This is a genomic window from Gemmatimonas aurantiaca T-27 (genome assembly GCF_000010305.1).
Lineage (GTDB): Bacteria > Gemmatimonadota > Gemmatimonadetes > Gemmatimonadales > Gemmatimonadaceae > Gemmatimonas > Gemmatimonas aurantiaca.
The window spans coordinates 2471492-2493963 of sequence record NC_012489.1 but is presented as its reverse complement, the minus strand read 5'-3'; the positions used below and the strand labels follow the sequence as shown (position 1 = coordinate 2493963).

20 protein-coding genes are annotated in these 22472 nt (G+C 64.8%); 13 read left to right on the top strand and 7 right to left on the bottom strand.

Annotated elements, in window-relative coordinates; all coding sequences use genetic code 11:
- Positions 1 to 58 precede the first annotated feature (58 nt).
- Positions 59 to 1045: a deoxyhypusine synthase family protein gene (locus GAU_RS10980; RefSeq protein ID WP_012683620.1), complete on the top strand. Its 987-nt coding sequence runs from the start codon at positions 59 to 61 to the stop codon at positions 1043 to 1045.
- Between the two features lie 104 nt (positions 1046 to 1149).
- On the opposite strand, the gene GAU_RS10975 is transcribed toward GAU_RS10980, so the two are convergent.
- Positions 1150 to 1968: a LysM peptidoglycan-binding domain-containing protein gene (locus GAU_RS10975; RefSeq protein WP_012683619.1), complete on the bottom strand. Its 819-nt coding sequence runs from the start codon at positions 1966 to 1968 to the stop codon at positions 1150 to 1152.
- A 48-nt stretch (positions 1969 to 2016) separates the two neighbouring features.
- Here GAU_RS10975 and GAU_RS10970 point away from each other — a divergent pair, with 48 nt between their 5' ends.
- The 4 genes from GAU_RS10970 (at position 2017) to GAU_RS10955 (ending at position 6498) form a co-directional block, all read left to right on the top strand.
- Complete coding sequence (locus GAU_RS10970; RefSeq protein ID WP_169307541.1) at positions 2017 to 2547, top strand: hypothetical protein; 531 nt, start codon at positions 2017 to 2019, stop codon at positions 2545 to 2547.
- Positions 2544 to 4076 (top strand): sodium:solute symporter family transporter, encoded by a 1533-nt coding sequence (locus GAU_RS10965; RefSeq protein WP_012683617.1) that lies wholly within the window; start codon positions 2544 to 2546, stop codon positions 4074 to 4076. The genes GAU_RS10970 and GAU_RS10965 overlap by 4 nt, the downstream gene beginning before the upstream one ends.
- Before the next feature lie 100 nt (positions 4077 to 4176).
- Complete coding sequence (locus tag GAU_RS10960) at positions 4177 to 4455, top strand: hypothetical protein (protein WP_012683616.1); 279 nt, start codon at positions 4177 to 4179, stop codon at positions 4453 to 4455.
- A 24-nt stretch (positions 4456 to 4479) separates the two neighbouring features.
- Positions 4480 to 6498, top strand: a complete 2019-nt coding sequence (locus tag GAU_RS10955; protein WP_012683615.1) for an acetoacetate--CoA ligase — start codon at positions 4480 to 4482, stop codon at positions 6496 to 6498.
- A gap of 82 nt (positions 6499 to 6580) precedes the next feature.
- Here the strand turns inward: GAU_RS10955 and GAU_RS10950 are convergent, their stop codons facing one another.
- Positions 6581 to 7639: a YncE family protein gene (locus GAU_RS10950; protein WP_052574381.1), complete on the bottom strand. Its 1059-nt coding sequence runs from the start codon at positions 7637 to 7639 to the stop codon at positions 6581 to 6583.
- A gap of 273 nt (positions 7640 to 7912) precedes the next feature.
- Between GAU_RS10950 and GAU_RS10940 the strand changes: the two genes are divergently transcribed.
- The 6 genes from GAU_RS10940 (at position 7913) to apaG (ending at position 14212) form a co-directional block, all read left to right on the top strand.
- Positions 7913 to 8293 (top strand): ComEA family DNA-binding protein, encoded by a 381-nt coding sequence (locus GAU_RS10940; protein WP_012683613.1) that lies wholly within the window; start codon positions 7913 to 7915, stop codon positions 8291 to 8293.
- A 256-nt stretch (positions 8294 to 8549) separates the two neighbouring features.
- Positions 8550 to 9674: a 4-hydroxyphenylpyruvate dioxygenase gene (gene hppD / locus GAU_RS10935; RefSeq protein WP_012683612.1), complete on the top strand. Its 1125-nt coding sequence runs from the start codon at positions 8550 to 8552 to the stop codon at positions 9672 to 9674.
- Between the two features lie 7 nt (positions 9675 to 9681).
- Complete coding sequence (locus GAU_RS10930; protein WP_012683611.1) at positions 9682 to 10875, top strand: homogentisate 1,2-dioxygenase; 1194 nt, start codon at positions 9682 to 9684, stop codon at positions 10873 to 10875.
- A 28-nt stretch (positions 10876 to 10903) separates the two neighbouring features.
- Positions 10904 to 12106: an aminotransferase class I/II-fold pyridoxal phosphate-dependent enzyme gene (locus GAU_RS10925; protein ID WP_012683610.1), complete on the top strand. Its 1203-nt coding sequence runs from the start codon at positions 10904 to 10906 to the stop codon at positions 12104 to 12106.
- Between the two features lie 5 nt (positions 12107 to 12111).
- Positions 12112 to 13809 carry a glycoside hydrolase family 10 protein gene (locus GAU_RS10920; protein WP_156798993.1) on the top strand — a complete coding sequence of 566 codons (1698 nt, stop codon included), beginning with the start codon at positions 12112 to 12114 and terminating at the stop codon, positions 13807 to 13809.
- On the top strand, positions 13799 to 14212 hold the full coding sequence (gene apaG, locus GAU_RS10915; RefSeq protein WP_012683608.1) for a Co2+/Mg2+ efflux protein ApaG: 414 nt from the start codon (positions 13799 to 13801) through the stop codon (positions 14210 to 14212). Before GAU_RS10920 ends, apaG begins: the two co-directional genes overlap by 11 nt.
- A 21-nt stretch (positions 14213 to 14233) precedes the next feature.
- Here the strand turns inward: apaG and GAU_RS10910 are convergent, their stop codons facing one another.
- From GAU_RS10910 to GAU_RS10900, 3 genes are read right to left on the bottom strand one after another with little or no spacing between them, the layout of a single operon-like run.
- Positions 14234 to 14665, bottom strand: a complete 432-nt coding sequence (locus GAU_RS10910) for a hypothetical protein (RefSeq protein WP_012683607.1) — start codon at positions 14663 to 14665, stop codon at positions 14234 to 14236.
- Positions 14662 to 15606 (bottom strand): NAD-dependent epimerase/dehydratase family protein, encoded by a 945-nt coding sequence (locus GAU_RS10905; RefSeq protein WP_012683606.1) that lies wholly within the window; start codon positions 15604 to 15606, stop codon positions 14662 to 14664. The genes GAU_RS10910 and GAU_RS10905 overlap by 4 nt, the downstream gene beginning before the upstream one ends.
- Positions 15606 to 16991, bottom strand: coding sequence for a tetratricopeptide repeat protein (locus tag GAU_RS10900; protein WP_041265461.1), 1386 nt, complete (start codon positions 16989 to 16991; stop codon positions 15606 to 15608). Before GAU_RS10900 ends, GAU_RS10905 begins: the two co-directional genes overlap by 1 nt.
- 258 nt (positions 16992 to 17249) lie before the next feature.
- Here GAU_RS10900 and GAU_RS10895 point away from each other — a divergent pair, with 258 nt between their 5' ends.
- Positions 17250 to 18095, top strand: coding sequence for a hypothetical protein (locus GAU_RS10895; protein ID WP_156798992.1), 846 nt, complete (start codon positions 17250 to 17252; stop codon positions 18093 to 18095).
- 77 nt (positions 18096 to 18172) lie between these two features.
- On the opposite strand, the gene GAU_RS20845 is transcribed toward GAU_RS10895, so the two are convergent.
- Complete coding sequence (locus tag GAU_RS20845) at positions 18173 to 20968, bottom strand: ABC transporter permease (protein ID WP_012683603.1); 2796 nt, start codon at positions 20966 to 20968, stop codon at positions 18173 to 18175.
- On the bottom strand, positions 20965 to 21660 hold the full coding sequence (locus tag GAU_RS10885; RefSeq protein WP_041265460.1) for an ABC transporter ATP-binding protein: 696 nt from the start codon (positions 21658 to 21660) through the stop codon (positions 20965 to 20967). The genes GAU_RS20845 and GAU_RS10885 overlap by 4 nt, the downstream gene beginning before the upstream one ends.
- On the opposite strand from GAU_RS10885, the gene GAU_RS10880 reads away from it, so the two are divergent.
- Entirely contained in the window at positions 21659 to 22471 is an 813-nt protein-coding gene (locus GAU_RS10880) for an arylesterase (RefSeq protein ID WP_169307664.1), read from the top strand. The two genes, GAU_RS10885 and GAU_RS10880, sit on opposite strands and share 2 nt — an antisense overlap.
- The last annotated feature ends 1 nt before the right edge of the window (position 22472 follow it).

Below are 22472 nucleotides of genomic sequence, written 5' to 3'. Positions count from 1 at the left end.
TGGGCCGCACGATTAGATTGGGGGCACAAGACGCCCGATCCTGATACCGAATCCCATCATGACCCAGTCTTCTGCTGCGCCGGTTTCGGCGTTTCTCCGTCATCACTACCGGCACTTCAATGCCGCGGCATTGATCGATGCCAGTGATGCATATGTCCGCCACCTCGACCAGGGTGGCAAGATGATGGTGACGCTCGCCGGTGCGATGAGCACGGCGGAGCTTGGCCTGTCCCTCGCGGAGATGATCCGCCAGGACAAGGTGCACGCCATCACCTGTACCGGTGCGAATCTCGAGGAGGACATCTACAACCTCGTCGCACACGATCACTACGAGCGGGTTCCCAACTACCGCGACCTGACGCCGGAACAGGAGCAGGGACTGCTCGAGCGTCACTTCAATCGTGTGACGGACACCTGCATTCCCGAAGCGGAAGCGATCCGGCGCATCGAGAAGGCCATCCTCGATGAATGGACGGCGGCCGACCAGAAGGGGGAGCGGTATTTCCCGCACGAGTTCATGTATCGCATCCTGCTGAGCGGGAAGCTCGAGCAGTATTACCAGATCGATCCGAAGAACTCGTGGATGCTGGCCGCGGCGCAGAAGAACCTGCCCATCATCGTGCCGGGCTGGGAAGACTCGACCACGGGCAACATCTTCGCGTCGCACGTGATCGATGGCAACATCAAGAACGTGCACACGGTGCGCAGTGGCATCGAGTACATGATGTATCTCGCGGAGCACTACACCGAAGTCACGAAGACGGCGTCGCTGGGCTTCTTCCAGATCGGCGGCGGCATCGCGGGCGACTTCCCGATCTGCGTGGTGCCGATGCTGCATCAGGATCTGCAGCGCACGGAAGTGCCGCTGTGGGGCTACTTCTGCCAGATCAGCGATTCGACCACGTCGTATGGTTCGTATTCCGGCGCGGTGCCGAACGAAAAGATCACGTGGGGCAAACTCGGCATCGAAACGCCGAAGTACATCATCGAGAGCGATGCGAGTATTGTCGCGCCGCTGGTGTTTGCATTGGTGCTCGGCTGGTAACGATCTGCTGATCGCGAATACCGGGGAACGGCTGGTGGTGAGTCGCGAGTTTCGAGACTCCACACCGGGCCGTTCCCCCTTCGCGTTCTGCTGCGACGCTCGTGTTACGGCGTTGCCGTGGAATCTTCCACGTCGACCTTGGGCACCCGCAGTCGCTGCCCGACCCGAATGCCGTCCTGCGAGAGTTGATTGAGTTGGCGCAGGACATCCGGTGATGTGCCAAAACGCCTGGCCAGTCCGGTCAGCGTTTCCCCACGCCGCACGACGTGGAAGACGTACTCCGCTGCGACTGGCGCCGGCGCGCGCAAGGTCGCATCGAGTTGTTCGATCTCACGCGATACCACCCCGCGGGCCTTGGCGCTGGCCACCGCGACACGCTGGGCGCTGACCCAACTGCGGTCGTCGACAATGAAGTCGACTTGCGCGGCCGGTGTGCGCAACACGAGACCCCGTCCCCGACCACGCCAGATCGTGCGGGGCTCGAGAGTGAACGCCGCGTCGTAGGGATAACTCTCCACGAGCAGTTCGAGGGGGCCGTCATCCCGGGGCTTGAGCAGCGGGGTGGGAGGAGCCCCCACGTACAGCAGCCGGCGATCGGTGGCCACCACCACCCCGAACGATTCGCGCCACATGTCCGTCCAGCGGCGTTGTGAGGCAAACGCCTGTGCGACAATCTGCTCGCCGGTCCCCACTTGGGCGCCGATCTCCCGTAGCGCGGCGTCGCGGGCCGTACGACGTGCGCCAACGGGAGGAATCACGGCCGCCGCGGCCACTACACCGGCTGTCGCAAACACCGCCGTGGTACTGGTCAGGGCCACCAGCACACGTACCCAGACACTGCGCTGACGGCGGGGGGCCGGCGCCGAGGCACCAGCACGCAACCAGTTGCGTGTAGGGGGAGTGAGGGTGGGGGAGGCGTTCATGGTCTCCGAAAGATAGCTGCGCTTCCGCCGGTCACCGTGATATTGATCATGGTCATGACTGTCACCGATGCCCATACCCCGAACGCGCCCGTGCATCGCATGGCGCTGCGTGCCACGGTCCTTGGCACGGTGGGCATTGCGCTCGCCTACGCCTCCGCGTTCCTGCCCCCGTCGGTGTCGGTTTGGGGGCCGTACCTCATGGCGGTGGCCCTGCCGTTTTGCATGATGGCCACGATGGTGCTGGGCGCCGCCCGCGACGGGAAGCCACTCGGGCGTCTGGTGTGGCCGATGGCACTGGTGTTCGTGCTGGTGGCCGGTGGTTTCCTGCTCGCGCTGACCTTGCCCTCCGATACCGTGACCAGCACGCTGTGGCTGGGACTTCCGCCACGCGCTGCCGTGGTGCTGTACGGTGTGGGCCTGCTGCCGCTGTTCGTGTTGCCGGTGGCGTACGCCTTCACGTTCGATGCGCTGACGCTGTCCGACGAGGATATCGCCAGGGTTCGCGCGGCGCGGCAGGCAGCACGCCACGCCGTGCAGGCGAAGGACGTGGCATCGCCTGGCGACGGACGCGTATCGTGACCGCGTTTGCACCGGTCGCGACGTTCCTGGCGTTGCAGCAAGCGTCGAGTATTCCCGACGACGCGCGCCCCGTCATCGCCGGTGTCGGTATCGCCTACTTCGTTGTCGTGGCGATCATCGGCATCTGGGCCACCCGCCGTACCCGATCGGCATCCGACTTTTTTGTGGCCGGTCAGGGCATCGGCATGTTCACGTTGGCCATTTCGGCCATGGCGGCCACGCTCTCCGGTTTTGCATTCATCGGTGGTCCTGGCCTGGTGTACACACTGGGACTGGGGGCGGTGTTCATCATCCTGCCGGCGTCACTCACCAACACCATGGGCGCGTGGATGCTGGCCAAGCGTCTGCGTCTGCTGGCGGAAGTCCGGGAGATGATCACCATCCCTGACGCCATCGGCGCACGATATTCCTCACCCGCTGCGCAGGGGCTTTCTGCGGTCGCGATCATTCTGGCGGTGGTGAGTTACATGGCCACCAATCTGCTGGCCCTCGGTCTCGTGGTGGACGCGACGTTTCATGTGGGGCTGGGCACGGCCATCTGGATCGGCACGCTCGTGGTCCTGGCGTACTCGGTATCTGGCGGCATTCTGGCGGGCATCTACAACGATGTGTTTCAGGGCGCTCTCATGGCGGGTGCCTCGACACTGGTCTTCTGGCTGGCGCTCGATAGCGCGGGCGGACTGTCACAGATCTCGCGCACGTTGCTGGCCCACGATCCGGTGCTGCTTTCCCCATGGGGCAAGCTGTCGCCGCTGGCGGCGCTGTCGTTCTTCTTTGTGTTTGGCTTGGGAGCCATTGGCCAACCACATGTTGCGCACAAGTACTTCATGCTGCGGGATGCGCGGAAGCTCAAGTGGTATCCCACGATGATGACCATCGCCCTCACCCTCACGCTGTTGCTGTTCGTGGGTGTCGGGTTGGCGATGAAAGCGTTGGTACTGCAGGGCCGGGCGGCACCGTTGCTGCGTGCGGACGATGCCACGCCGGCGTTTCTGCTGCAGTTCACGCCCGTGCCGTTGGCGGCGCTGGTGTTCGCAGCGGTGGCCGCCGCCATCATGAGCACGGTGAACTCTTTCATGAGCATCGGAGCCGCGGCATTCACCCATGACTTGCCGGTGGCCTTCGGGTGGCGCGTGCGCGACGAACTGCGATGGGGCCGCATCTGGACCGTGGTGATCACGCTCGTATCCGCGGCGGTGGCACAATGGTCCGGCGCGGTGGTGGCCTTTCTCGGCATTTTTGGATGGGGACTCTTTGCCTCCACGCTCGTGCCGGCGCTGGCCATCGGTCTCAATTGGAAGGGGGCCACGCGGGCCGGCGCGCTCTGGTCCATCGCCACGGGCATGGTGGTCACGCTCGGACTCGAGACGCTGGCCTACTTCAAGACGTTCACATTCCCCGCCGGTGTGACGGCCACCGCGATCGCACTGGTGGCGTCGCTGCTGGTGTTCTTCGCCGTGTCCTGGGCTTCGCGCGGACCGGCCGATGGCGGCATTCCGCTCGATGTACAGGCCGTGATGGATGCCTGACATGACCCGCATGCCCCGATGAGGGGGGCCACGGGGGCACCCCGCTGGCGCAGGAGACGTACCGTAGCGAGGATTGGAGCATGACTCGTCAGGGCCCGCGATGAGCCCGCCTCGTCGATCGTCGAACCGCCGTGCGGACGACGACGCTCAGGTGTTCGCTCCCACCCAACTCGATCTCTTTCCGGTGACGCCCGTGGTGGACGTGCTCGATGCGCGATCCATCGTGGGGCCGCGTACCGGGGTGGAGCATCTTGTGCGGGTGCGACTGCGGCCGAATGACGCCCCCCACCTGGTTTTTCACGATCGCCACGGCTGGTACTGCGAAGCGCACGGCCCAGGATGCCGTGCCGTGATGCTCGCCCAGCACGAAGTGCGCTGATCGTTTCCCCCTGCCTTTTGTGGTGTGACTGATTCTTTGCCACTCTGGACGCCGAGCGCGGACGCGGTCGCCGCGACACGCTTGCAGCAGTTTCTGCAGGATCTGACGCAACGCGAGGTGGTGCCTGCCGCCGTACGTGACGCGCACGCGTTGCAGCGATGGTCGGTGGAACATCCCGAACGTTTCTGGCAGGAAGTGTGGCGTGCGGCCGATATCATGGCCGATGGTCCCGGACCTGCCGATGCGCCGTGGCGTGAGGTCCTGGTGGGTGGGGACCGCATGGCACCGCCGGATCCGGTGCTTGGTCCGCGCTGGTTCACCGAGGCACGACTCAACTTTGCCGAACATCTTCTGCGCCGACGGGACGATGGGCTGGCCATTGTCGCGTGGAACGAGCAGGGGGCACAGCAACGATTGACGTTTGCCGAACTGGCGACGCGCGTGGCGCAGTGTGCGGCAGCCCTGGCCGCGCAGGGAGTCGGCGTCGGGGATCGTGTGGCCGGCTGGATGCCCAATCTCCCGGAGACCGTGATCGCCATGCTGGCCACGGCATCATTGGGGGCCGTGTGGTCGAGCTGCTCTCCCGATTTTGGCACCAAGGGGGTGCTCGATCGGTTTGGACAGATCACCCCCACCGTGCTCATCGCAGCGGATGGCTATCGCTACGCGGGCAAGCGTATCGATTGTCTGCCCCGTCTCGCCGAGATCGCAGCGGCCATTCCATCGCTGCGGGCGGTGTGGGTGGTGCCGTATCTCGAGACGACGCCCGATGTCAGTGGTGTTGCCGGTGCACAAACGTTCGATCAGGTGCTGGCGGCCCATGCTGCCGCGCAGGAGCCGTCGTTCGTGCGCCTGCCGTTCGATCATCCGTTGTACGTCATGTATTCATCGGGCACCACCGGATTGCCCAAGTGCATGGTGCACGGCGCCGGCGGCACGCTGTTGCAGCATTGGAAGGAACTGGCGCTGCACACGGACCTGCATGCCGACGACGTGTTGTTCTACTTCACCACCTGCGGGTGGATGATGTGGAACTGGCTCGTCTCCGGGCTCGCACTCGGCGCGACCGTGGTGCTGTACGACGGTGCGCCGCTGGCCCCCGATCCGGCCATTCTGTGGCGGATGGCCGAGGCCGAGCGGGTGTCGGTGTTTGGTACCAGCGCCAAGTATCTCGCGGTGTTGGAGAAGGAAGGCGTGACTCCGCGCACGAGTGTGAAGCTCGGCGCGTTGCGCAGCATCCTCTCCACCGGCAGCCCGTTGGCAGAACACAGCTACGACTTCGTGTACCGGGATATTTCTCCGTCGATTCGGCTCTGCAGCATCAGTGGCGGCACGGACATCGTGAGCTGTTTCGCGCTGGGTGACCCCACGGGGGCCGTGTATCGCGGCGAGTTGCAGATGCGCGGGCTGGGTATGTCTGTCGATGTGTGGAACGACGAGGGGCAGCCGGTGACGCAGGAACCTGGTGAGTTGGTGTGCACCAAACCGTTTCCGAGCATGCCGGTGGCGTTCTGGAATGATCCCGATGGCGCCGTGTATCGGGCTGCCTACTTCGAGCATTTCCCCGGTGTGTGGCGACACGGCGATTGGGTGGAACTCACGGCTCATGATGGGCTCATCATTCATGGGCGCAGCGACGCGACGCTCAATCCTGGCGGGGTGCGCATCGGCACAGCGGAGATCTACCGTCAGGTCGAACAGATCCCCGAGGTTCTCGAGTCGCTCGTGGTGGAACAGCGCTACCAAAGCGCCGACGGACCGGACTCGCGCGTGGTGTTGTTTGTACGGCTGCGCGAAGGGCAGGTTCTGGATGCGTCCCTGCAGCAGGCCATTGGCCGGCGCATTCGGGAACACACCAGTCCTCATCATGTGCCCCGGGTGATCGTGTCGGTGCCCGATATCCCGCGCACCATCAGTGGCAAGATCACGGAGCTGGCCGTGCGTGAGACCATCCATGGGCGGCCCGTGAAGAATCAGGATGCGCTGGCCAATCCGGAATCACTGGCCTACTTCCGCGATCGACCGGAACTGGCCGTGTCGTGAGAGCCGTGGTGGAGTGGTGACAAAGACAGAGCCCCCGGAATCAAGAAGATTCCGGGGGCTCTGTGCCGAAAATGATGCCGTATTACGGAACCAGCGTCGGGGCGCTCATACGAACCACCAGATCACCAGCCGGCTGCGCATCCTTGGCCGTCTTGAGCTTGGAGGTCACGAACACATCGCCCTTCGCGTCCACGAACACGGTGTTCGGATAGCCGGCCACCGGCACATCGGCAACCTTGTCGAGCGTCTTCGCGTCGATGATCGACACCGTGCCCGCCTGACGGTTGGCCACGTACACGCGGCCGTGCTGCGGCACATACGACATGCCCAGCGCACCACCGCCGGTCGGGATGGTCTTGATGACCTTGTTCTCCTTCAGGTCGATCACGGACACGTCGCCCGACTCCTGGTTGGACACGAACAGGCGCGACGTGGCGGCATCGAGGGCCAGCATGCTGGAGCGCTTGCCATCGGTGCTGATGCGACGCGTGACACGGCCCGACTTGAGGTCGATCACCGCCACCTGGTTGTGGCCCATGTTGGCCGCGTACAACTGGTTGCTGGCCGGATCGAGCGCCAGACCGATCGTGGTCGCGCCGATGTTCTCGAGCACACGGGTGAGCGTGTTGGTCTTGCCGTCGATCACCCAGATCCGACCGCCGGTCACCGAGGCGTAGACCGTGTTCGACGCTTCGTCCACGAGCACGCGGAAGAGGTGCGCGTTGGCTTCCGTCGGATCGGTGATGGTCGCCACGATCTTGCCCGACGCCGCTTCGATGGCGGTGATGTTGCCGGCGCGCGTGTTCGTGGTGTAGAGGATGCCCGTCTTGGAATTGATGCCCATGCCGTACGGCGCCGAGCTGCCGAGTTCGACACGCTTCTTTTCCTTGAGCGTGGCGGCGTCATAGGTGATCAGGCCGCCGCCGGGCTTGTCGCGCGAGCCCGCAAAGGCCACGAACAGCGAACCCTTGCCGTCGGATGCCAGTTCATAGACTCCGGGGCCGGCAGGCGCCTGGGCGGCCACGCTTGCTGCGCCATGGCCGGCATGGGCCGCCTGCTGGGCGGGAAGCGCGATCGCGCCGATGGTCAGAGCGCTGGCGATGGCGCCGGCGCTGATCCTGAATGCGGGAATCACAGACATGCTCCGAAAGATCCAGATGGGGACAGTTTCTGAGACGCCGCAGCGGGATGCCGCGGAGCTGAAGTTGGTGCGTGAACAAGTTCTACCCTGCATCCCGACTGTTCAACTCCCAATTGATACGGAGGGGAGGGGCGTCTGGGAAGGGGCAGGCCGGGTCGGGAAACAATTGCGCCGCTGACGGATAGGACCAGGGGACTGCTGGCGCCTCTCAGGGAGGCGCGAGAAGTTAGGTAGTCCGCTGCGTGATCCCGCCCGCTCTCCCAGGAGGAATCCATGTTTCGGTTTTCCCCTCGTGCCATGCTGCGCCTGTTGGCGGTGACCGCTGCGGCCGTGGCCACGGTGTTTGTCTCCTTGCCGTCGGCCGACGCGCAGGCGGCCGCGAAGGCTGCGTCTCCGACACCAGGCGGCAAGGCCGCTGCGGCGGCGTCCGCGGCTGGCGCGAGCGCCGCGATCGCGCCCAAGGCGACCGTGCCGATCGATATCAATCGCGCTTCGGCGGCCGAACTCGAGACCGTGCCGGGGATCGGCAAGGCCTATGCGGCGCGCATCATCGCCGCGCGGCCGTACGCCAACAAGGCACAGCTCGTCCAGAAGGGCATCCTGACGCAGGGGCTGTACGACAAGATCAAGGACCGTCTGATCGCGAAGCAGTAGGCGCGCCGGAAACACTCGGTCGTCGCGCGCTGACTCTCGTCCTGCACCTGCACTAACTTTCCTCTCATGTTGTTCTCGCCTCTCTCGGAGGATCAGCGGCAGCGCGCCTGGATCGCCGCGCTGCCGCGGTCTCACATCTGATCGGAAGGATCGCCCGCCCGGTGCCGCGTTCGGCATCGCGTTGTGTGTCGCGCCCAGCCACTTCCTTCCCAGGCTGCGCGCGCCGTCGATCACTTCCATCACTTGAGGTGCGCCCATGGCCACGTTGACCACCCCCGAGATCGGCACCGAGCAGGATGCCTTTCCGATCAATGGCACCGACTACGTCGAGTTTTATGTCGGCAATGCCAAGCAAGCGAGTCACTATTACCGCGCCGCTTTTGGCTATTCACTGGTTGCGTATCGCGGCCCGGAAACGGGTGTGCGTGATCGCGCCAGCTACCTGATGCAGCAGGGCAAGATCCGACTGGTGCTCACCACGTCGATCACGGCGGACACCCCCATCGCCGAACACGTGCACCGTCATGGCGACGGTGTGCGTGACTACGCACTCTGGGTGGACGATGCCCGCCTTGCCTACGAGACGGCGATTGCCCGTGGCGCCATTCCCATTCAGGAGCCGCAGGTCTACTCCGACGAACACGGCGAAGTGGTGATTGCCGCCATCGGCACGTATGGCGACACGATTCACTCGCTGGTCGAGCGTCGAAACTACAACGGCGTGTTTCTGCCGGGCTTCAAGGCCGTGACGCCGCACTATCAGCCGTCCGACGTGGGTCTCAAGTACATCGACCACTGCGTCGGCAATGTGGAACTCGGCAAGATGAATCAGTGGGTCGGCTACTACGCCGACGTGCTGGGCTTCCGCAATCTCATCACCTTCGACGATACCGATATCAACACCGAGTATTCGTCGCTGATGTCCAAGGTGATGGCCAATGGCAACGATCGCATCAAGTTCCCGATCAACGAGCCGGCATCGGGCAAGAAGAAGTCGCAGATCGAGGAGTACCTCGATTTCTACGGCGGCCCCGGCGCGCAACACCTCGCGCTGGCCACCGACGACATCCTGGCGACCGTGACGGCCCTGCGTGATCGCGGCGTGGAGTTCCTCTCCGTGCCAACCTCGTACTACGAGGACCTGCAGGAGCGCGTGGGTAAGATCGACGAGAAGCTCGAAGAACTGGCCGCACTGGGCATCCTCGTGGACCGCGATCCCGACGGCTACCTGCTGCAGATCTTCACGAAGCCGGTGGAAGATCGCCCGACGCTCTTCTTCGAGATCATCCAGCGCAAGGGCGCCACGAGTTTTGGCAAGGGCAATTTCCGCGCCCTGTTCGAGGCCATCGAGCGCGAGCAAGAACTCCGCGGCAACCTCTGAGCCGACGATGCCCATCTATCATCAGTTGGGGACGGTGCCGCGTAAGCGGCACACGGTCTTCCGCCGCCCTGATGGCGGCCTGTACGCGGAAGAGCTCATGGGCCATGAAGGCTTCGTGGGGACGTCGTCATTGCTCTATCACATCCATCCGCCCACTACGGTCAAGTCGGCCCGCAAGGTGCGCGATGTGATCTGGGAAGCGGACACCGAAACGTCGCTACGGCATCGTCACTTCCGCACGGCACGTGCCGCGAAGGGCGGTTCGGCCACACTCGATCGTATTCCGCTGTTGTTCAACAGCGATATCGGCATGTTGTACGTGGAGCCCAGCGTCACCGACACACACTTCTACCGCAATTCACAGGCGGATGAGGTGGTGTATGTGGCCGAAGGCAGTGGGGTGCTCGAATCGGTGTTCGGCGAACAGGCGTATCGTGCTGGTGACTATGTGGTCATTCACCGCAACATCACGCACCGCTGGCGTCTCGATCCGTCGCAGGGGCCCACCAAGCTGCTCGTGATGGAAAGCCGCGGCCATGTGCGATTCCCCAAGCGCTATCGCAACGAGTTCGGTCAGTTGCTGGAAGGCGCGCCGTACTGCGAACGGGACATTCGCCGGCCGGAACAACTCGCCCCACACGACGAGAAGGGCGACTTCCCGATCCTGGTCAAGCAGTATGACCAGATCAATGAACTCGTGCTTGATCACCACCCGCTCGATGTGGTGGGATGGGATGGCTACTTCTATCCGTGGATCTTCAGCATCCACGATTTTGAGCCGATCGTCGGACGCATTCACCAGCCGCCGCCAGTGCACCAGACGTTCCAAGGTGATGGCTTCGTGATCTGCTCGTTCTGCCCGCGTCCGTACGACTTCGATCCGAATGCGATCCCGGCGCCGTACAACCACAGCAACGTGGATTCCGATGAGGTGCTGTTCTATGCCTCGAGCGAGTTCATGAGCCGCAAGGGCATCGAATACGGCTCCATCACGCACCATCCGGATGGGTTGCCACACGGGCCGCATCCGGGTCGCGCAGAGGCCAGTATCGGGGCCACGCACACCAACGAACTCGCCGTGATGATGGACAGCTTCCGTCCGCTCCAGGTCGCGAAGCAGGCCATGCCCATCGAAGACGAGGCCTATCACCAGAGCTGGATCGACGCGCAGCACGCGCAGTTCAATCCGCCGACGTCCTGATTCATCCGCTCCTTCACTTCCGTCGTCGATGCCCCGACTTTCCCAGCGATTCAACGAGTTCCCGATCTATCCACTGGCACACATTCCGGCCCGCAAGAAGGCACTGCTGGTGGCCGGTGTGGATGTGATCGATCTCGGGGCCGGCGATGCGGATGTGCCGCCACCACCGAAGGCGGTGGCGGCACTCCAGGCAGCGGCCGAGGTTCCGGCGCTGCAGCGGTATGGCTTCGGGCTTGGCCACGTGCCATACCGCGAAGCCATTGCCGCGTGGATGCAGACCCGCTTCTCACAGGCGGTCGATCCGATCAGTGAAGTGGTGCCGTTGCTTGGCAGCAAGGAAGGGCTCGCGCACATCGCGTTTGCATTTCTGGGGCCTGGTGACGTGGCCATCATCCCCGATCCGGCCTATCAGGCGTACATCGGTGGCACGCTCATGAGCGACGCCACGCCGTATGTATACCCGCTGCGCCCGCGCACGGAATTTCTCATCGATCTCGACGAGATTCCGGCCGACATCATGGCGCGCACGCGGGTGTTGTACCTGAACTATCCGAACAATCCCACGGCAGCGATTGCTCCGCGCGACTACCTCGAGCGCGTGGTGCGGACCTGCCGTGAACGCGACATTCTGCTGGTGTACGACAATGCCTATTCGGAGATGGGGTTCGACGGGTATGTGCCGCCGAGCATCTTCGAAATCGATGGCGCGCGCGATGTGGCCATCGAGTTCCATTCGTTGTCCAAGACGTACAACATGACCGGCTGGCGCTGCGGATGGGCGGTGGCCGCGCCGCCTATCGCGTCGGCCCTGACGAAGGTGAAGTCGTTCACCGACACTGGCCAGTACATGGGTATTCAGGCCGCTGGCGTGGCCGCCATCGAAAGCTGGGCTGAATTTGTGCCGCAGAACCTGGCGATTTTTGCCGAGCGTCGTGACGCGTCGGTGGCGGCGTTTCGCGCCAACGGTTTTGCCTGTGATGTGCCGAAGGCCACCATGTATCTCTGGATCCCGCTGCCGGGGGGGATCGCCAGTGCGGCGTTTGCCGACCGCTTGCGTGAAGAAGAAGGGGTGATCGTCATGCCGGGATCTGGCTTCGGCGCCGGTGGCGAAGGGTTCTTCCGTGTGTCGTTCATCCAGTCGCCGGCGCGCATCGCCGAAGCGGCGGCGCGAGCCGGCCGCGTACTGCGCTCCATGGTGGCTGGAGAAGGCGTGGAGGCTGTGGCGAAGTGAAGGGGATGCGCTTTGCGCTGATCGCGATCGGCGCCGTCCTGATCTCTTGTCAACGGCGTTCCCCCAAGCCGGAAACGCCGGCACCGGTCACACCACCGGTGGCGGCCGCGCCGGCTCCAACGGTGTCGCCAACGCCCACACCATCCGCGCCCAAACCGGCCGCACCGGCTCCACGCACCCCCGCCAAGCCCGCTCCGCAGGTGGTGAGTGCAGAACCGCCTCCGGTGCTGCGCGAGTTTCGTGGTGTCTGGGTGGCCAGCGTGGCCAACATCGACTGGCCGAGCAAGCGCACGCTGAGCACGGCGGAGCAACAGGCCGAACTGCTCGCACTGCTCGATCGGGCCGCAGAGCTCAAGCTCAATGCCGTGATCTTCCAGGTGCGTCCGGCTGCGGATGCCTTGTACGAATCGAGCATCGAGCCCTGGTCTGAGTATCTCACGGGTGCGCAGGGACGTCGTCCGGAACCGTTCTGGGACCCGCTCGCCTTTGTGATACGGGAAGCCCACGCGCGTGGCATGGAGCTGCACGCCTGGTTCAACCCCTATCGGGCCCGCCACACGGATGCGCGCTCGCCGTTGGCGCGTTCGCATATCGCCCGCACCAACCCCGCGCTGGTGAAGCCCTATGCGGGGTACCTGTGGATGGATCCGGGCGAGCCGGCGGTGCGCGCACGCACCCTGCGGGTCGTGCTCGATGTGGTGAAACGCTACGACATCGATGGTGTGCACATCGATGACTACTTCTATCCGTACCCGGAGAACGATCGGCGCGGGCGGGCCATCGCCTTCCCGGACACGCGTAGTTGGACCCGCTATCAGAAGAGCGGCGGCAAGCTGACACGCAGCGACTGGCGGCGAGACAATGTGAACAAGCTCGTCGAAGAGTTGTACGACGGCATTCACAAGACCAAACCGTGGGTGCGCTTTGGCATCAGCCCGTTTGGTATCTGGCGTCCGGGGTTCCCCGAGCAGATTCGGGGGCTCGATGCGTACGAAAAACTGTACGCCGATGCGCGGAAGTGGCTGCATGAAGGTTGGCTCGACTACTTCACGCCGCAGTTGTACTGGCCTACCACCAAGCGTGAACAGGCATACCCGGTGCTGCTCGACTGGTGGGCCACCGAAAACAAGCGCGCGCGCCATCTCTGGCCCGGCAATTTCACGTCCCGTGCTGGTGGCCGCGGGTCGGGGGCGTTTTCGGTGGCAGAACTGATGGAGCAGATCCGGGTGACACGCCTCAATGCGGCCGCCTCAGGGAACGTCCACTTCAGCATGAAGTCGTTTCTGATCAATCAGGCGGGCATGAACGACACCTTGCGTGCCGATGCCTACACCGCGCTGGCCATTCCGCCGGCCTCGCCATGGCTGACGGCCGCGCCCCCATCGGCGCCCTCCGTGCGGCTCACGCAGAACGGCGGACTCTGGCGCGTGGTGCTGGCCCCTGAGGGACGCACGACACCGTGGCAGTGGATGATCCGGCTGCGGACGGACTCGGCGTGGGTTACCATGATTCTGCCGGGCACCACCACCCAGTGGACGGTGCCACCCGCACTTGGTGCCAACACCATTGCGGTGACGTCACTCAATCGTGTTGGTACCGAAGGCTCCACCGTTACAATACCGCTCGTGTTACCATCAGGCACTTCGCCCGCCACTTCTCCTGCTTCTTCGCCTACAAGGTCGGGACGTCGCGATGGCCGCTGATCAATTGCCGTTCTACTACCGCATCACGTCGGGTATCCGCATCACCGTGCGCCCGTCGTACTTGCGCGAGCGCTCCAATCCGCTGCTCGGGCAGTTCGTGTTTGCCTATCACATTCGCATCGAAAATGTGGGAGAGCAGGCGGCCCAACTCCGCACGCGACGTTGGCTGATCCACGACGAATCGGTGGGTGATTCGGTGGTGGAAGGTGAAGGTGTGGTGGGCGAGCAGCCCCATCTCGTGCCGGGGCAAGTGCATGAATACCGTTCGTTCTGTGTGCTCAAGGCGCCGAACGGATGGATGGAAGGCAGCTACCGTTTTGTGCGTGACGACGGCAGCTCGTTCCTCGCGGTGATTCCGCGCTTCATGCTGGCGGCCGAACCACGCGCCGACACCGTGTCCTGAGCTTCGTTACGCTCACGCGGCTCACGGCGTGAGCGCATCGAGTGGAATGACGTGAGCCAGCGGCTCGTACAGCGTGGCAAAGTCGCGTGGTTCGAGCAGATCGCGCACCACCAGTGCCAACAATGCGGCAAGTGCCGGTTCGGCCATTGGTTCGAGTGTGTCGAGTGCCGCTTCGGCCGATTCGGGTACCTGTGCCGGCGCCTGCGGACGTCGGACGAGTTGCAGGAGCGGACCGGCCAGCGCTTCCTGCGCACCACTGCGTCCACTGCGATCGATCACTTCGCCCAGCGCGGTTTCGGCAATGTGCCAGGCCCGTGTGTCACGAGCGGTGCCGTAGCTGGCGATGGCCGATTGCCGTTCCGACGCGCCCAAGGCTGCCAGCCGTACCAGAAAACGACGGATCGCCGGAGTGGCAGGGCCATAGGGCAGCGACGAAGGCGTGGTCTGGCTCACGTGGTGGGTTCCTGTGCTGCAGATGGCTGTACATGATGACCGAGCAGTGCGAGTCCGTGAAAGATGCTCGACACGGACGGTGTCCACCCGGTCGCCTGTAATCTGTCGATGCGCACACGCTGGTTGCTGCGCGTTCGGCGTGGTGTTGCAGAGATGCCGATGACAGGAACGGCGGAAGTCAGTGCCGCGGTGATTGCGCCCGCCCGCACGGGGTGACCGTCCGCGCAATTGAAGATCTCGAATAACGTGGGCGTTTGACGGCTGATAAGGTGGGTGATGGCCGAGACCACGTCATCGCGCCAGACAAAGTTGCACCACGCGCCGTCTGCGGCGGCGTCGATGTGGGATGCCATGGCCGTGAAGCGTGAGGCCGGATCGCGGCCCGGGCCATAGAGCCCCGTGGCGCGCAGAATCTGTACGGCGCAGTGCGGACCACTCGCCTGTCGTATGGCCAACTCGGCGTCGTGCAAGGCACGCACTCGGGGAGAGTCCGGTGTGATGGTCGACGATTCATCAACGTCGCTGCCGTCGGTCCGGTCGTAGATCCCGGTGCTCGAAACGTACACAACAGACCGTACCCGCAGATGCGTGGCCAGCAACGCTGCGCTGGCCGCCAACTGCGGATACACCGCCGCGTCTTCGCCACGTGCGAACGCCGGTGCCACACAGACCACCAGATGATCCGCTGTCTCGGGCAGTAGGTGGTGGAGCATTTCCATCGCCGTGGGTGCGAGCAGGTCGGCCGCAATGGCAATGGGTGCCAGTGGTGACACGTCAGGCTCTGATCGCGCACTGTCGGCCGCCGGTGACGTTGTTGGTGTCGTCGGCGTGGTGGATCCCCGCCGGGAAATCGTCCACACCTGATGGCCCCGTGCGGACAAATGCCTGGCTGTGGCGGCCCCAAGCCAGCCGGGGCCGAGCAGCACGATCCTGGCACGCATCAGCGCAGGAAAAACCACCACGCTGCCGCGGCAGCGACTGCGGCGACTCCACCACCCAACGGCAACCACGGCAGCCCCGACGACGCAGGTTTTTCACGCGTATCTCCGAAGGGCGACGAGGGCGGAGACGCGTGATCGGGCAGTTCGGAGCTGTCGAACGCGCGTGAACCTGAATTGGGCGTGGGAAGCACCACCGCCATACCACGTGACGGCGTGGCGGCCGCGAGCGATGCACTCGGCGCTGTGGTGATCGGCGCCTGCAGGACCGGCATCTCGGCGATGGGCACCTCCTCGGTCGAGGGGGCTCCTATCGTCGTGTCCACCTCCATCGCGACCACGACAGGGTGTACGATATCCACCACCGCCTCATCGGCTGGTGGCTCCGCGGTTGGCGGATCGACCAGGTCCAACGTTGGGGTCGCAGACGAATTCGAGAGGTACTCGTCGTCGATCAGACCGTGCTGCACGGAAAACTCGAGGACCAGCGGCGCCGCTGGTTCCTCGTCAGCAGGTGCCGGCTCGGACAGGGAGTATGAGAGCGGCGTGAGGTCTGCGGTATCGACCTGCGCGCGGTCCGGGATCGCCGGCACGCCGGATGGTGTGGTCCGCAGCAGCACATCAGTCAACGCCACAGCATCCCGCAGCGGTTGGTCGTCCCATTCGCCGGTCGTGTCGAAGCTGGCCTCGACCTCCGGCATGTCGGGCATGTCCGGAGCGCTCGCAGGGGCTTCTTCCGGTACCTCGGGCAACCCGATTGTGTCGTCAGGCAGCCGCGGTGGCGCGGCCTGCATCGCGCGCACCTCTGCAATGCGGGCCAGCAAGTGATCGGCGGATTGTGTGGATTCCTCGTGCAACGACAGCAGAGCGTGCAAGCGCAGCAGGAAGGGCTCCGCGCTGCCTGCGGCACCGGCAGACAGCGCGATGCGAGCAGCATTCTCCAGCACCACTGTGAGACGCGGATCTTCCTCGCCCACGTGATTCTCCACGGCAGCGATGGCACGCTGCACCAACTGCATGGCTTCGTCGCGGCGACCGGCCGTGGCCAGCATCACGGCGAAGTCCATGCGCGCACGTGCGGCGGACATGCTGTCTTCGCCTGTCAGCGCCACCCGCAACGCGCACGCACGCTGCGCATGGCTCAGGGCTTCCTCGGCGCGACCTGACCGAAAGCAGGCCTGGGCGAGGTTGCCAAGTACCAGCGCCAGCGGTTCATGCGGGGTCGGCTCTGTCGGATCGTCGGCGAGTGCCGCCGCTGCGGCAGCAAAGGCGTCGGAGGCTTCCACCCAATCGGCAGCCGCGGCGAACGCCAGCCCGCGCCGATTGTGATCTTGCCATCGTTCGTGCGACCGACGCACGTCGCCAACATCCATGAGCGGGTCTGCCATCCAAGGTTGACGCACAATTCGGGACAATGTCACCACGATCTGCGCAGGTGGGCCGGGGACGTGACAGCGCTTTCGCCCCTGTCAGGCTAGCCGGGTGTCTTGTCCTTCCCGGCAATATGCGGCTTCGCTCTCGATGGCGGCAGCGGAGAATGTGCAGTTGGGGTCGCCAGTACACGGATCGACGCATTCCGGATCACACTTCGGTCAACACCGGCATCGTAACGTTGACGGCGCCCTGAGAACCCATAGGTTCTCAGTATGCGCGATCGCATGCCTACCCACCGTCATTCGAGTGTCCGACCCGGTACGATCCCCGTGCTGTTGGCCAGCGCTCTGCTCGCGGGATGCCTGGGAGACAACGGCTCGGTGAGTGTGAAGGGGGATGTCGCCGGTCTCGATTCGCTGGCGCTCCGAGGGGATTCGTTGATTGCCCGCGCGGGCCGCAGCGCACCGACCTCACTCGACTCCGTGCGCGCCGCCGTGGAAGCGCAGCTCGCCAGCGGGGCGTCAGGTGTTACGCCGGGAGGTGCCGTGGGCGGGTTGACCACGGGAGCTGGCGATGGGGTGTTGGTCACCACGCCAGCAGCGGCGCCGCGTGAGATGCCACGAACCTCCAGCCTGGGCGCGGAAATGTCGCGTCGGGCACAGGCTCTGGGAGACTCTATGGCGCGGGCCGCAGCCGCTCGCCTGGTGGGTGGCACCGGAGCCAGTCGCAGTCGCAGTGATTCGCTGCGCGGTGTGTTGGCTTTTCAGGGCAACGAGCCGGCCCGCCAGGTCGTCCTGAAAACCGCCGAGGCAACGGTGGCGTTGAGTGGGATGGCCACCAACGGCATGTCGCGGCTCGTGGGTAAGGAGGTCGTGGTGCATGGGGTGAAGGTCACGCCCCGCGATATCGTCGTGGCCAACTACGTGGTCCGAGCTGCCGACGGCGTGCCGGCCATCGATGGTGTGCTGGACGCCGAGGGCGGGCTCAGAATGACCGACGGCAGTGGCACACGCCGGGTGTCGGTTCCTTCGACCTTGCGCCCGTATGTGGGCGCGCGTGTCTGGATCGCGTTGCGGGACGGCGTCGCGGTGAACTACGGCGTCATCGGATCGCGCTGACCGAACAACATCTGAGCCAAAAGACAACGGGCGCCCCAGTGCAGGGCGCCCGTTGTCTTTTGGTCACGATGTGTTGCTCACGCCGATTCGCGGATCGCGATCATCGGCGTCTCGCGATAGACATCGCGACTGGTGAGCAAGCCGATCGCCATGGTCAGCAACAGCATTCCTGCCGCGATGATGAACGTGGGACCGACGGCCGGGTTGAAAGTCTCCTCGAAAACAAAGTGGGTGAGTGCCCAGGCCCCCGCGAACGAGAGCAGCATGCCCGTGAGTGCGCCCAACGCACCCAGCGCACCGTACTCGGCCAACAGGACACGTGCCACCTGCGCCTGTGAGGCGCCCAGCGTGCGCAGCAACACCCCTTCGCGCAGGCGCGCGCGCCGTGTGGCTGCAACGGCGCTGAAGAGCACCGGGATGCCCATCGCCAGCGAGAACAACCCGAGGAATCGAATGGCCAGTGTGACGCGGTTGACGATGGAATTGATCGTCTGACGCACGAGCGACAGGTCGACGCTCGATACGTTCGGGAAACGTCGCACCACATCGCGTTGCATCGCGGCCACGGCGTCGCCCGCAGGCACATTGGCCATGATCACGAACTGCTGTGGGGCCCGACGCAGGGCGGCCGATTCGAAGACGGCAAAGAAGTTGGCTTCGAACCGTGCCCAGTTCACCGTGCGCACATTGGCGATCACGGTACGCACCGGCACGCCCTGCACATTCCAGGTGAGCGTGTCACCGACGTTCACCGCCATGTCGCGCGCGAGCTCTTGCTCGAGTGACACGGCAAACGGCAGATCGGGGTTGGCTTCACGCGCTGCCGCGCGCTCGGCCGCCGGGGCAAACCAGGCACCGCCCACCAATTTCTCCGACGAGACCAGTGTGTCGCGATAGGTGGAGCGGAATTCACGACGCAGCGTCCAGCCCGCGCGACGCACCGTCGTGTCGGCGAGCAGCGCACTCACGCTGCGACCGTTGATGGCATCGAGACGCATCGTGATGATGGCGGTCTGCTGCGCCACCGGATGGCCACGGGCCCGGAGCAGGGAATCGATGGGCGCCGCCTGATCGTCCTGCACGTCGAAGAACAGCAGATTACCCGCTGCGCCCTCGGCCGACGCCTGCACCCGACTCAGCAGGTTGGCCTGCACGAGGTACACGGTGCTGAGCAGAAATGCGCCAAAGCCCAGGGCCAACGTGACGGCACGGGTCTGATTGGCCGGGCGGTGCAGATTGGCGACACCCTGTCGCAATTCGAACGGCCACGAGGGGCGCGAGCTGCGCCGCGCGGCGGCAATGAGCAGCGTCGCTGCCACCCACAACACGGCGACCACCCCGATGATGCCGGCGGTGATGCCAAGTCCTTCGCGCACATTGCCGATGCGTGTGATGACGATGGCGACGATGCTGCCCACGAGCAGCGCGTCCACGATCAGCCGCGCCATGTCCTTCCACTCCTTCGGCAGGGCCGACGGATCGGCATTGCGACGGATGGCCTGCAGTGGAGACACACGTCGCAGGGCGAGCAGCGGGCGCAAGGCAAAGACGAGCGATACCCACACACCGGTGGCGAGGCCAAGGAGTAACGGCCATGGCTCGAGCGCCACATTCACATCGAGTGGCAGGAAGTCCGACACGATGCCCGGCAGCAGAAACTGCACCGCCACGCCAAGCAGAGCGCCTGCGGTGGCGCCCACAAATCCCATCGCGCCAGCCTGCACCACGTAGAGCGTGAGCACTTGCCGGCTGGTCGCCCCAAGACAGCGCAGCACAGCGACCGTGTCGATCTTCGACGACACAAAGGCGTTCACGCCGCTGGCCACACCGATGCCACCCAGCAATAGCGCGATCAGGCCGATGACCGAGAGGAAGTCTGCCAAGCGCGACACGGCTTCCGTGAAATCCTCTTCGGTGTCGGCGACAGTGCGGATTCGCACGCGGGTGCGCGGCGCGGAGCTGGTGAGTCCGGCGGCCGCCGACGCGCTGTCGGCCAACGTATCGGTCGCCGACAGTGTGACGGGCATGTCGCGACTCGGCGCGGCCTGCGTGGCGCCACCGGTGCTGTCGCTGGCCTCGTCGTCGCCCCCCTGGCGCTCTTCTTCACCACGCGCTTCACGGGCTTCGTCGAGCGCTGCCTGACGAGGGTCGATGCGCCGACGCAGATCCCGCTTGAGCGTTTCCGCGCCTTCTGTCGATGCCAGTTGTGCCGGCAAGCGCAGGATGAGGTCGTGCTCCACCCGGCTGCCGAAGGAGAGCAGACGGGTGCGCTCGAGCCATCGATCGGACACGTAGATCCGCGGGCCGATCACCGCCGTGATGCCAGCGTCACCGGGCACATTGCCCAGCGTGCCGCCGATCGTGAAGACCTGTTGGCCCAGACGTAGCTGATCGCCCACCTTGGCTTCGAGCGACACCAACAACGACGGATCGACAAACACCACGGTGTCTTCGTGCACCCGTCGCCACGCCTCGGCGGGGACGGTCTCGATCTCGCCGTAGAACGGATAGCCCACCGACACCGCGCGCACCTGCACCAATCGCGTGTTGCCTGTGGACTCCATGAGAGCCATGGAGGTGAAGTTGGCCACCCGGGCGTGTTGCACGCCAACCGTGGCCAATGAATCGACCAGTGTGTCGACCACGGCAGGGAAGGCCGCGCGTGCCTGCAGCGCCATGTCTCCGCCCAACAACGTGCGCGATTGCTCGCGTACGGAGCGGGTGACGTTGCTGGCAAACGAATCGATGGCCACGAGGGCCGCGACGCCGAACGCGATCGACGACATGTACAAGGCCAGACGACGCCTGGCGGAACGGCTCTCCCGCCAGGCCAGTCGCAGCATGGCGCCCGCGGACATGCCCGGAGTGCTCATGCCGGGCTCTGGTCGTGACGGATGTCTTCGACGATGACACCGTCGCGCAAACGGATCGTACGCTGTGTACGGGCCGCCAGGGAGGCGTCGTGCGTGACGAGCACGATGGTGCAGCCGCGCTCGCGATTGAGCTCCTGCAGCAGCTCGACGATGCGTTCACCCGTGGCGCCATCCAGATTGCCGGTGGGTTCATCGGCAAACAGGATGCGCGGGTCATTCACGAAGGCCCGTGCCAGTGCCACGCGCTGTTGTTCGCCGCCCGAGAGCTGCTGTGGGAAGTGATGCACCCGATCACCGAGTCCCACACGTCCCAGCAGGTCACGGGCCCGTGATGCCGCTTCGCGCACGTTCACGCGGCCGGCCAGTTCCAGTGGCACCTGCACATTTTCGAGGGCGGTCAGCGTCGGGATCAATTGAAAGCTCTGGAACACGAACCCAACTTTCTCTCCGCGCAGTTTGGCGCGCCGGTCTTCATCGAGCACACCAAAATCGACGCCGTCGAGGGACACTGTTCCCCGTGACGGGGTATCGAGTCCGGCGAGCAGACCGAGTAGGGTAGTCTTGCCGCTGCCGGAGGGGCCGACGATGGACACGAACGCGCCGGCCGGCACATCGAAGGTCACATCGCGCAGCACCGTCAGGGGCTGCGAACCGCTCAGGTACTCCTTGGTAAGGCCACGGGCAACAAGCATGCGTTGGCAATCAGAGGTTCGACGGATCGGACAGGGACTGTGGGGCGCGGCTGTGGTGCTGGTCGCGGCCTGCAGCGCGGATCGTGCATCCACCAACGGCAGTACGGGGGCGGCGGATTCAGCGGCGGCTCCGGCGTCCGTGGCGGAGAATACACCCGAGGGCACAGATGGCGCCGCTTCGTCTTCGGCGGGCGGTGCGCGGCGTGTGCAGCGGGTGGTTTTCCTGGGCACCAGCCTCACGGCCGGTCTGGGACTCGATCCCGAAAAGGCGTATCCCGCACTGCTGCAGGCCAAGGCCGATTCGGCCGGGTATGCGGTGCGGATCGTGAACGCCGGCTTGAGCGGTGAGACCTCGGCCGGGGCGCTGCGTCGGGCGGGGTGGGTGTTGGACCAACCCGCCGCCATGGTGGTCCTGGAAGTGGGGGCCAATGACGGGCTGCGCGGCGTGGATCCCGATTCCACCTATGCCAATCTGGTGAAGCTGGTGGCGGCCGTGCGGGCCGGTCAGCCGGGTGTGTCGCTGGCTTTGGTCCAGATGGAGGCTCCCACGAATCTCGGACGGAGCTACACGACGCGCTTTCATACCGCCTACGAAAGAGCGGCCCGTGAGACGGGCATCCCGCTCTGGCCCTTCCTGCTGGACGGGGTGGCGGGTGACGCGACGTTGAATCAGGCTGATGGCATTCACCCCAACGTGGTGGGCTCCCAGCGTGTGGCCGAGACCGTGTGGCGGTCACTGGGACCGGCCTTGGCGGCACTCCAGGCCGCGCCGTCTGGTATGCCGTCTGGTACGCCGCCCGCGACACCCTGAG

Bases quoted from the DNA above. Each gene is read 5' to 3' on its own strand.
- GAU_RS10950 (WP_052574381.1), bottom strand. From the start codon at position 7,639: ATGTCTGTGATTCCCGCATTCAGGATCAGCGCCGGCGCCATCGCCAGC.
- hppD (WP_012683612.1), top strand. From the start codon at position 8,550: ATGGCCACGTTGACCACCCCCGAGATCGGCACCGAGCAGGATGCCTTT.
- GAU_RS10960 (WP_012683616.1), top strand. From the start codon at position 4,177: ATGAGCCCGCCTCGTCGATCGTCGAACCGCCGTGCGGACGACGACGCT.
- GAU_RS10925 (WP_012683610.1), top strand. From the start codon at position 10,904: ATGCCCCGACTTTCCCAGCGATTCAACGAGTTCCCGATCTATCCACTG.
- apaG (WP_012683608.1), top strand. From the start codon at position 13,799: ATGGCCGCTGATCAATTGCCGTTCTACTACCGCATCACGTCGGGTATC.
- GAU_RS10930 (WP_012683611.1), top strand. From the start codon at position 9,682: ATGCCCATCTATCATCAGTTGGGGACGGTGCCGCGTAAGCGGCACACG.
- GAU_RS10975 (WP_012683619.1), bottom strand. From the start codon at position 1,968: ATGAACGCCTCCCCCACCCTCACTCCCCCTACACGCAACTGGTTGCGT.
- GAU_RS10940 (WP_012683613.1), top strand. From the start codon at position 7,913: ATGTTTCGGTTTTCCCCTCGTGCCATGCTGCGCCTGTTGGCGGTGACC.
- GAU_RS10970 (WP_169307541.1), top strand. From the start codon at position 2,017: ATGGTCATGACTGTCACCGATGCCCATACCCCGAACGCGCCCGTGCAT.
- GAU_RS10980 (WP_012683620.1), top strand. From the start codon at position 59: ATGACCCAGTCTTCTGCTGCGCCGGTTTCGGCGTTTCTCCGTCATCAC.
- GAU_RS10905 (WP_012683606.1), bottom strand. From the start codon at position 15,606: ATGCGTGCCAGGATCGTGCTGCTCGGCCCCGGCTGGCTTGGGGCCGCC.
- GAU_RS10895 (WP_156798992.1), top strand. From the start codon at position 17,250: ATGCGCGATCGCATGCCTACCCACCGTCATTCGAGTGTCCGACCCGGT.
- GAU_RS10920 (WP_156798993.1), top strand. From the start codon at position 12,112: ATGCGCTTTGCGCTGATCGCGATCGGCGCCGTCCTGATCTCTTGTCAA.
- GAU_RS20845 (WP_012683603.1), bottom strand. From the start codon at position 20,968: ATGAGCACTCCGGGCATGTCCGCGGGCGCCATGCTGCGACTGGCCTGG.
- GAU_RS10885 (WP_041265460.1), bottom strand. From the start codon at position 21,660: ATGCTTGTTGCCCGTGGCCTTACCAAGGAGTACCTGAGCGGTTCGCAG.
- GAU_RS10900 (WP_041265461.1), bottom strand. From the start codon at position 16,991: ATGGCAGACCCGCTCATGGATGTTGGCGACGTGCGTCGGTCGCACGAA.
- GAU_RS10880 (WP_169307664.1), top strand. From the start codon at position 21,659: ATGCGTTGGCAATCAGAGGTTCGACGGATCGGACAGGGACTGTGGGGC.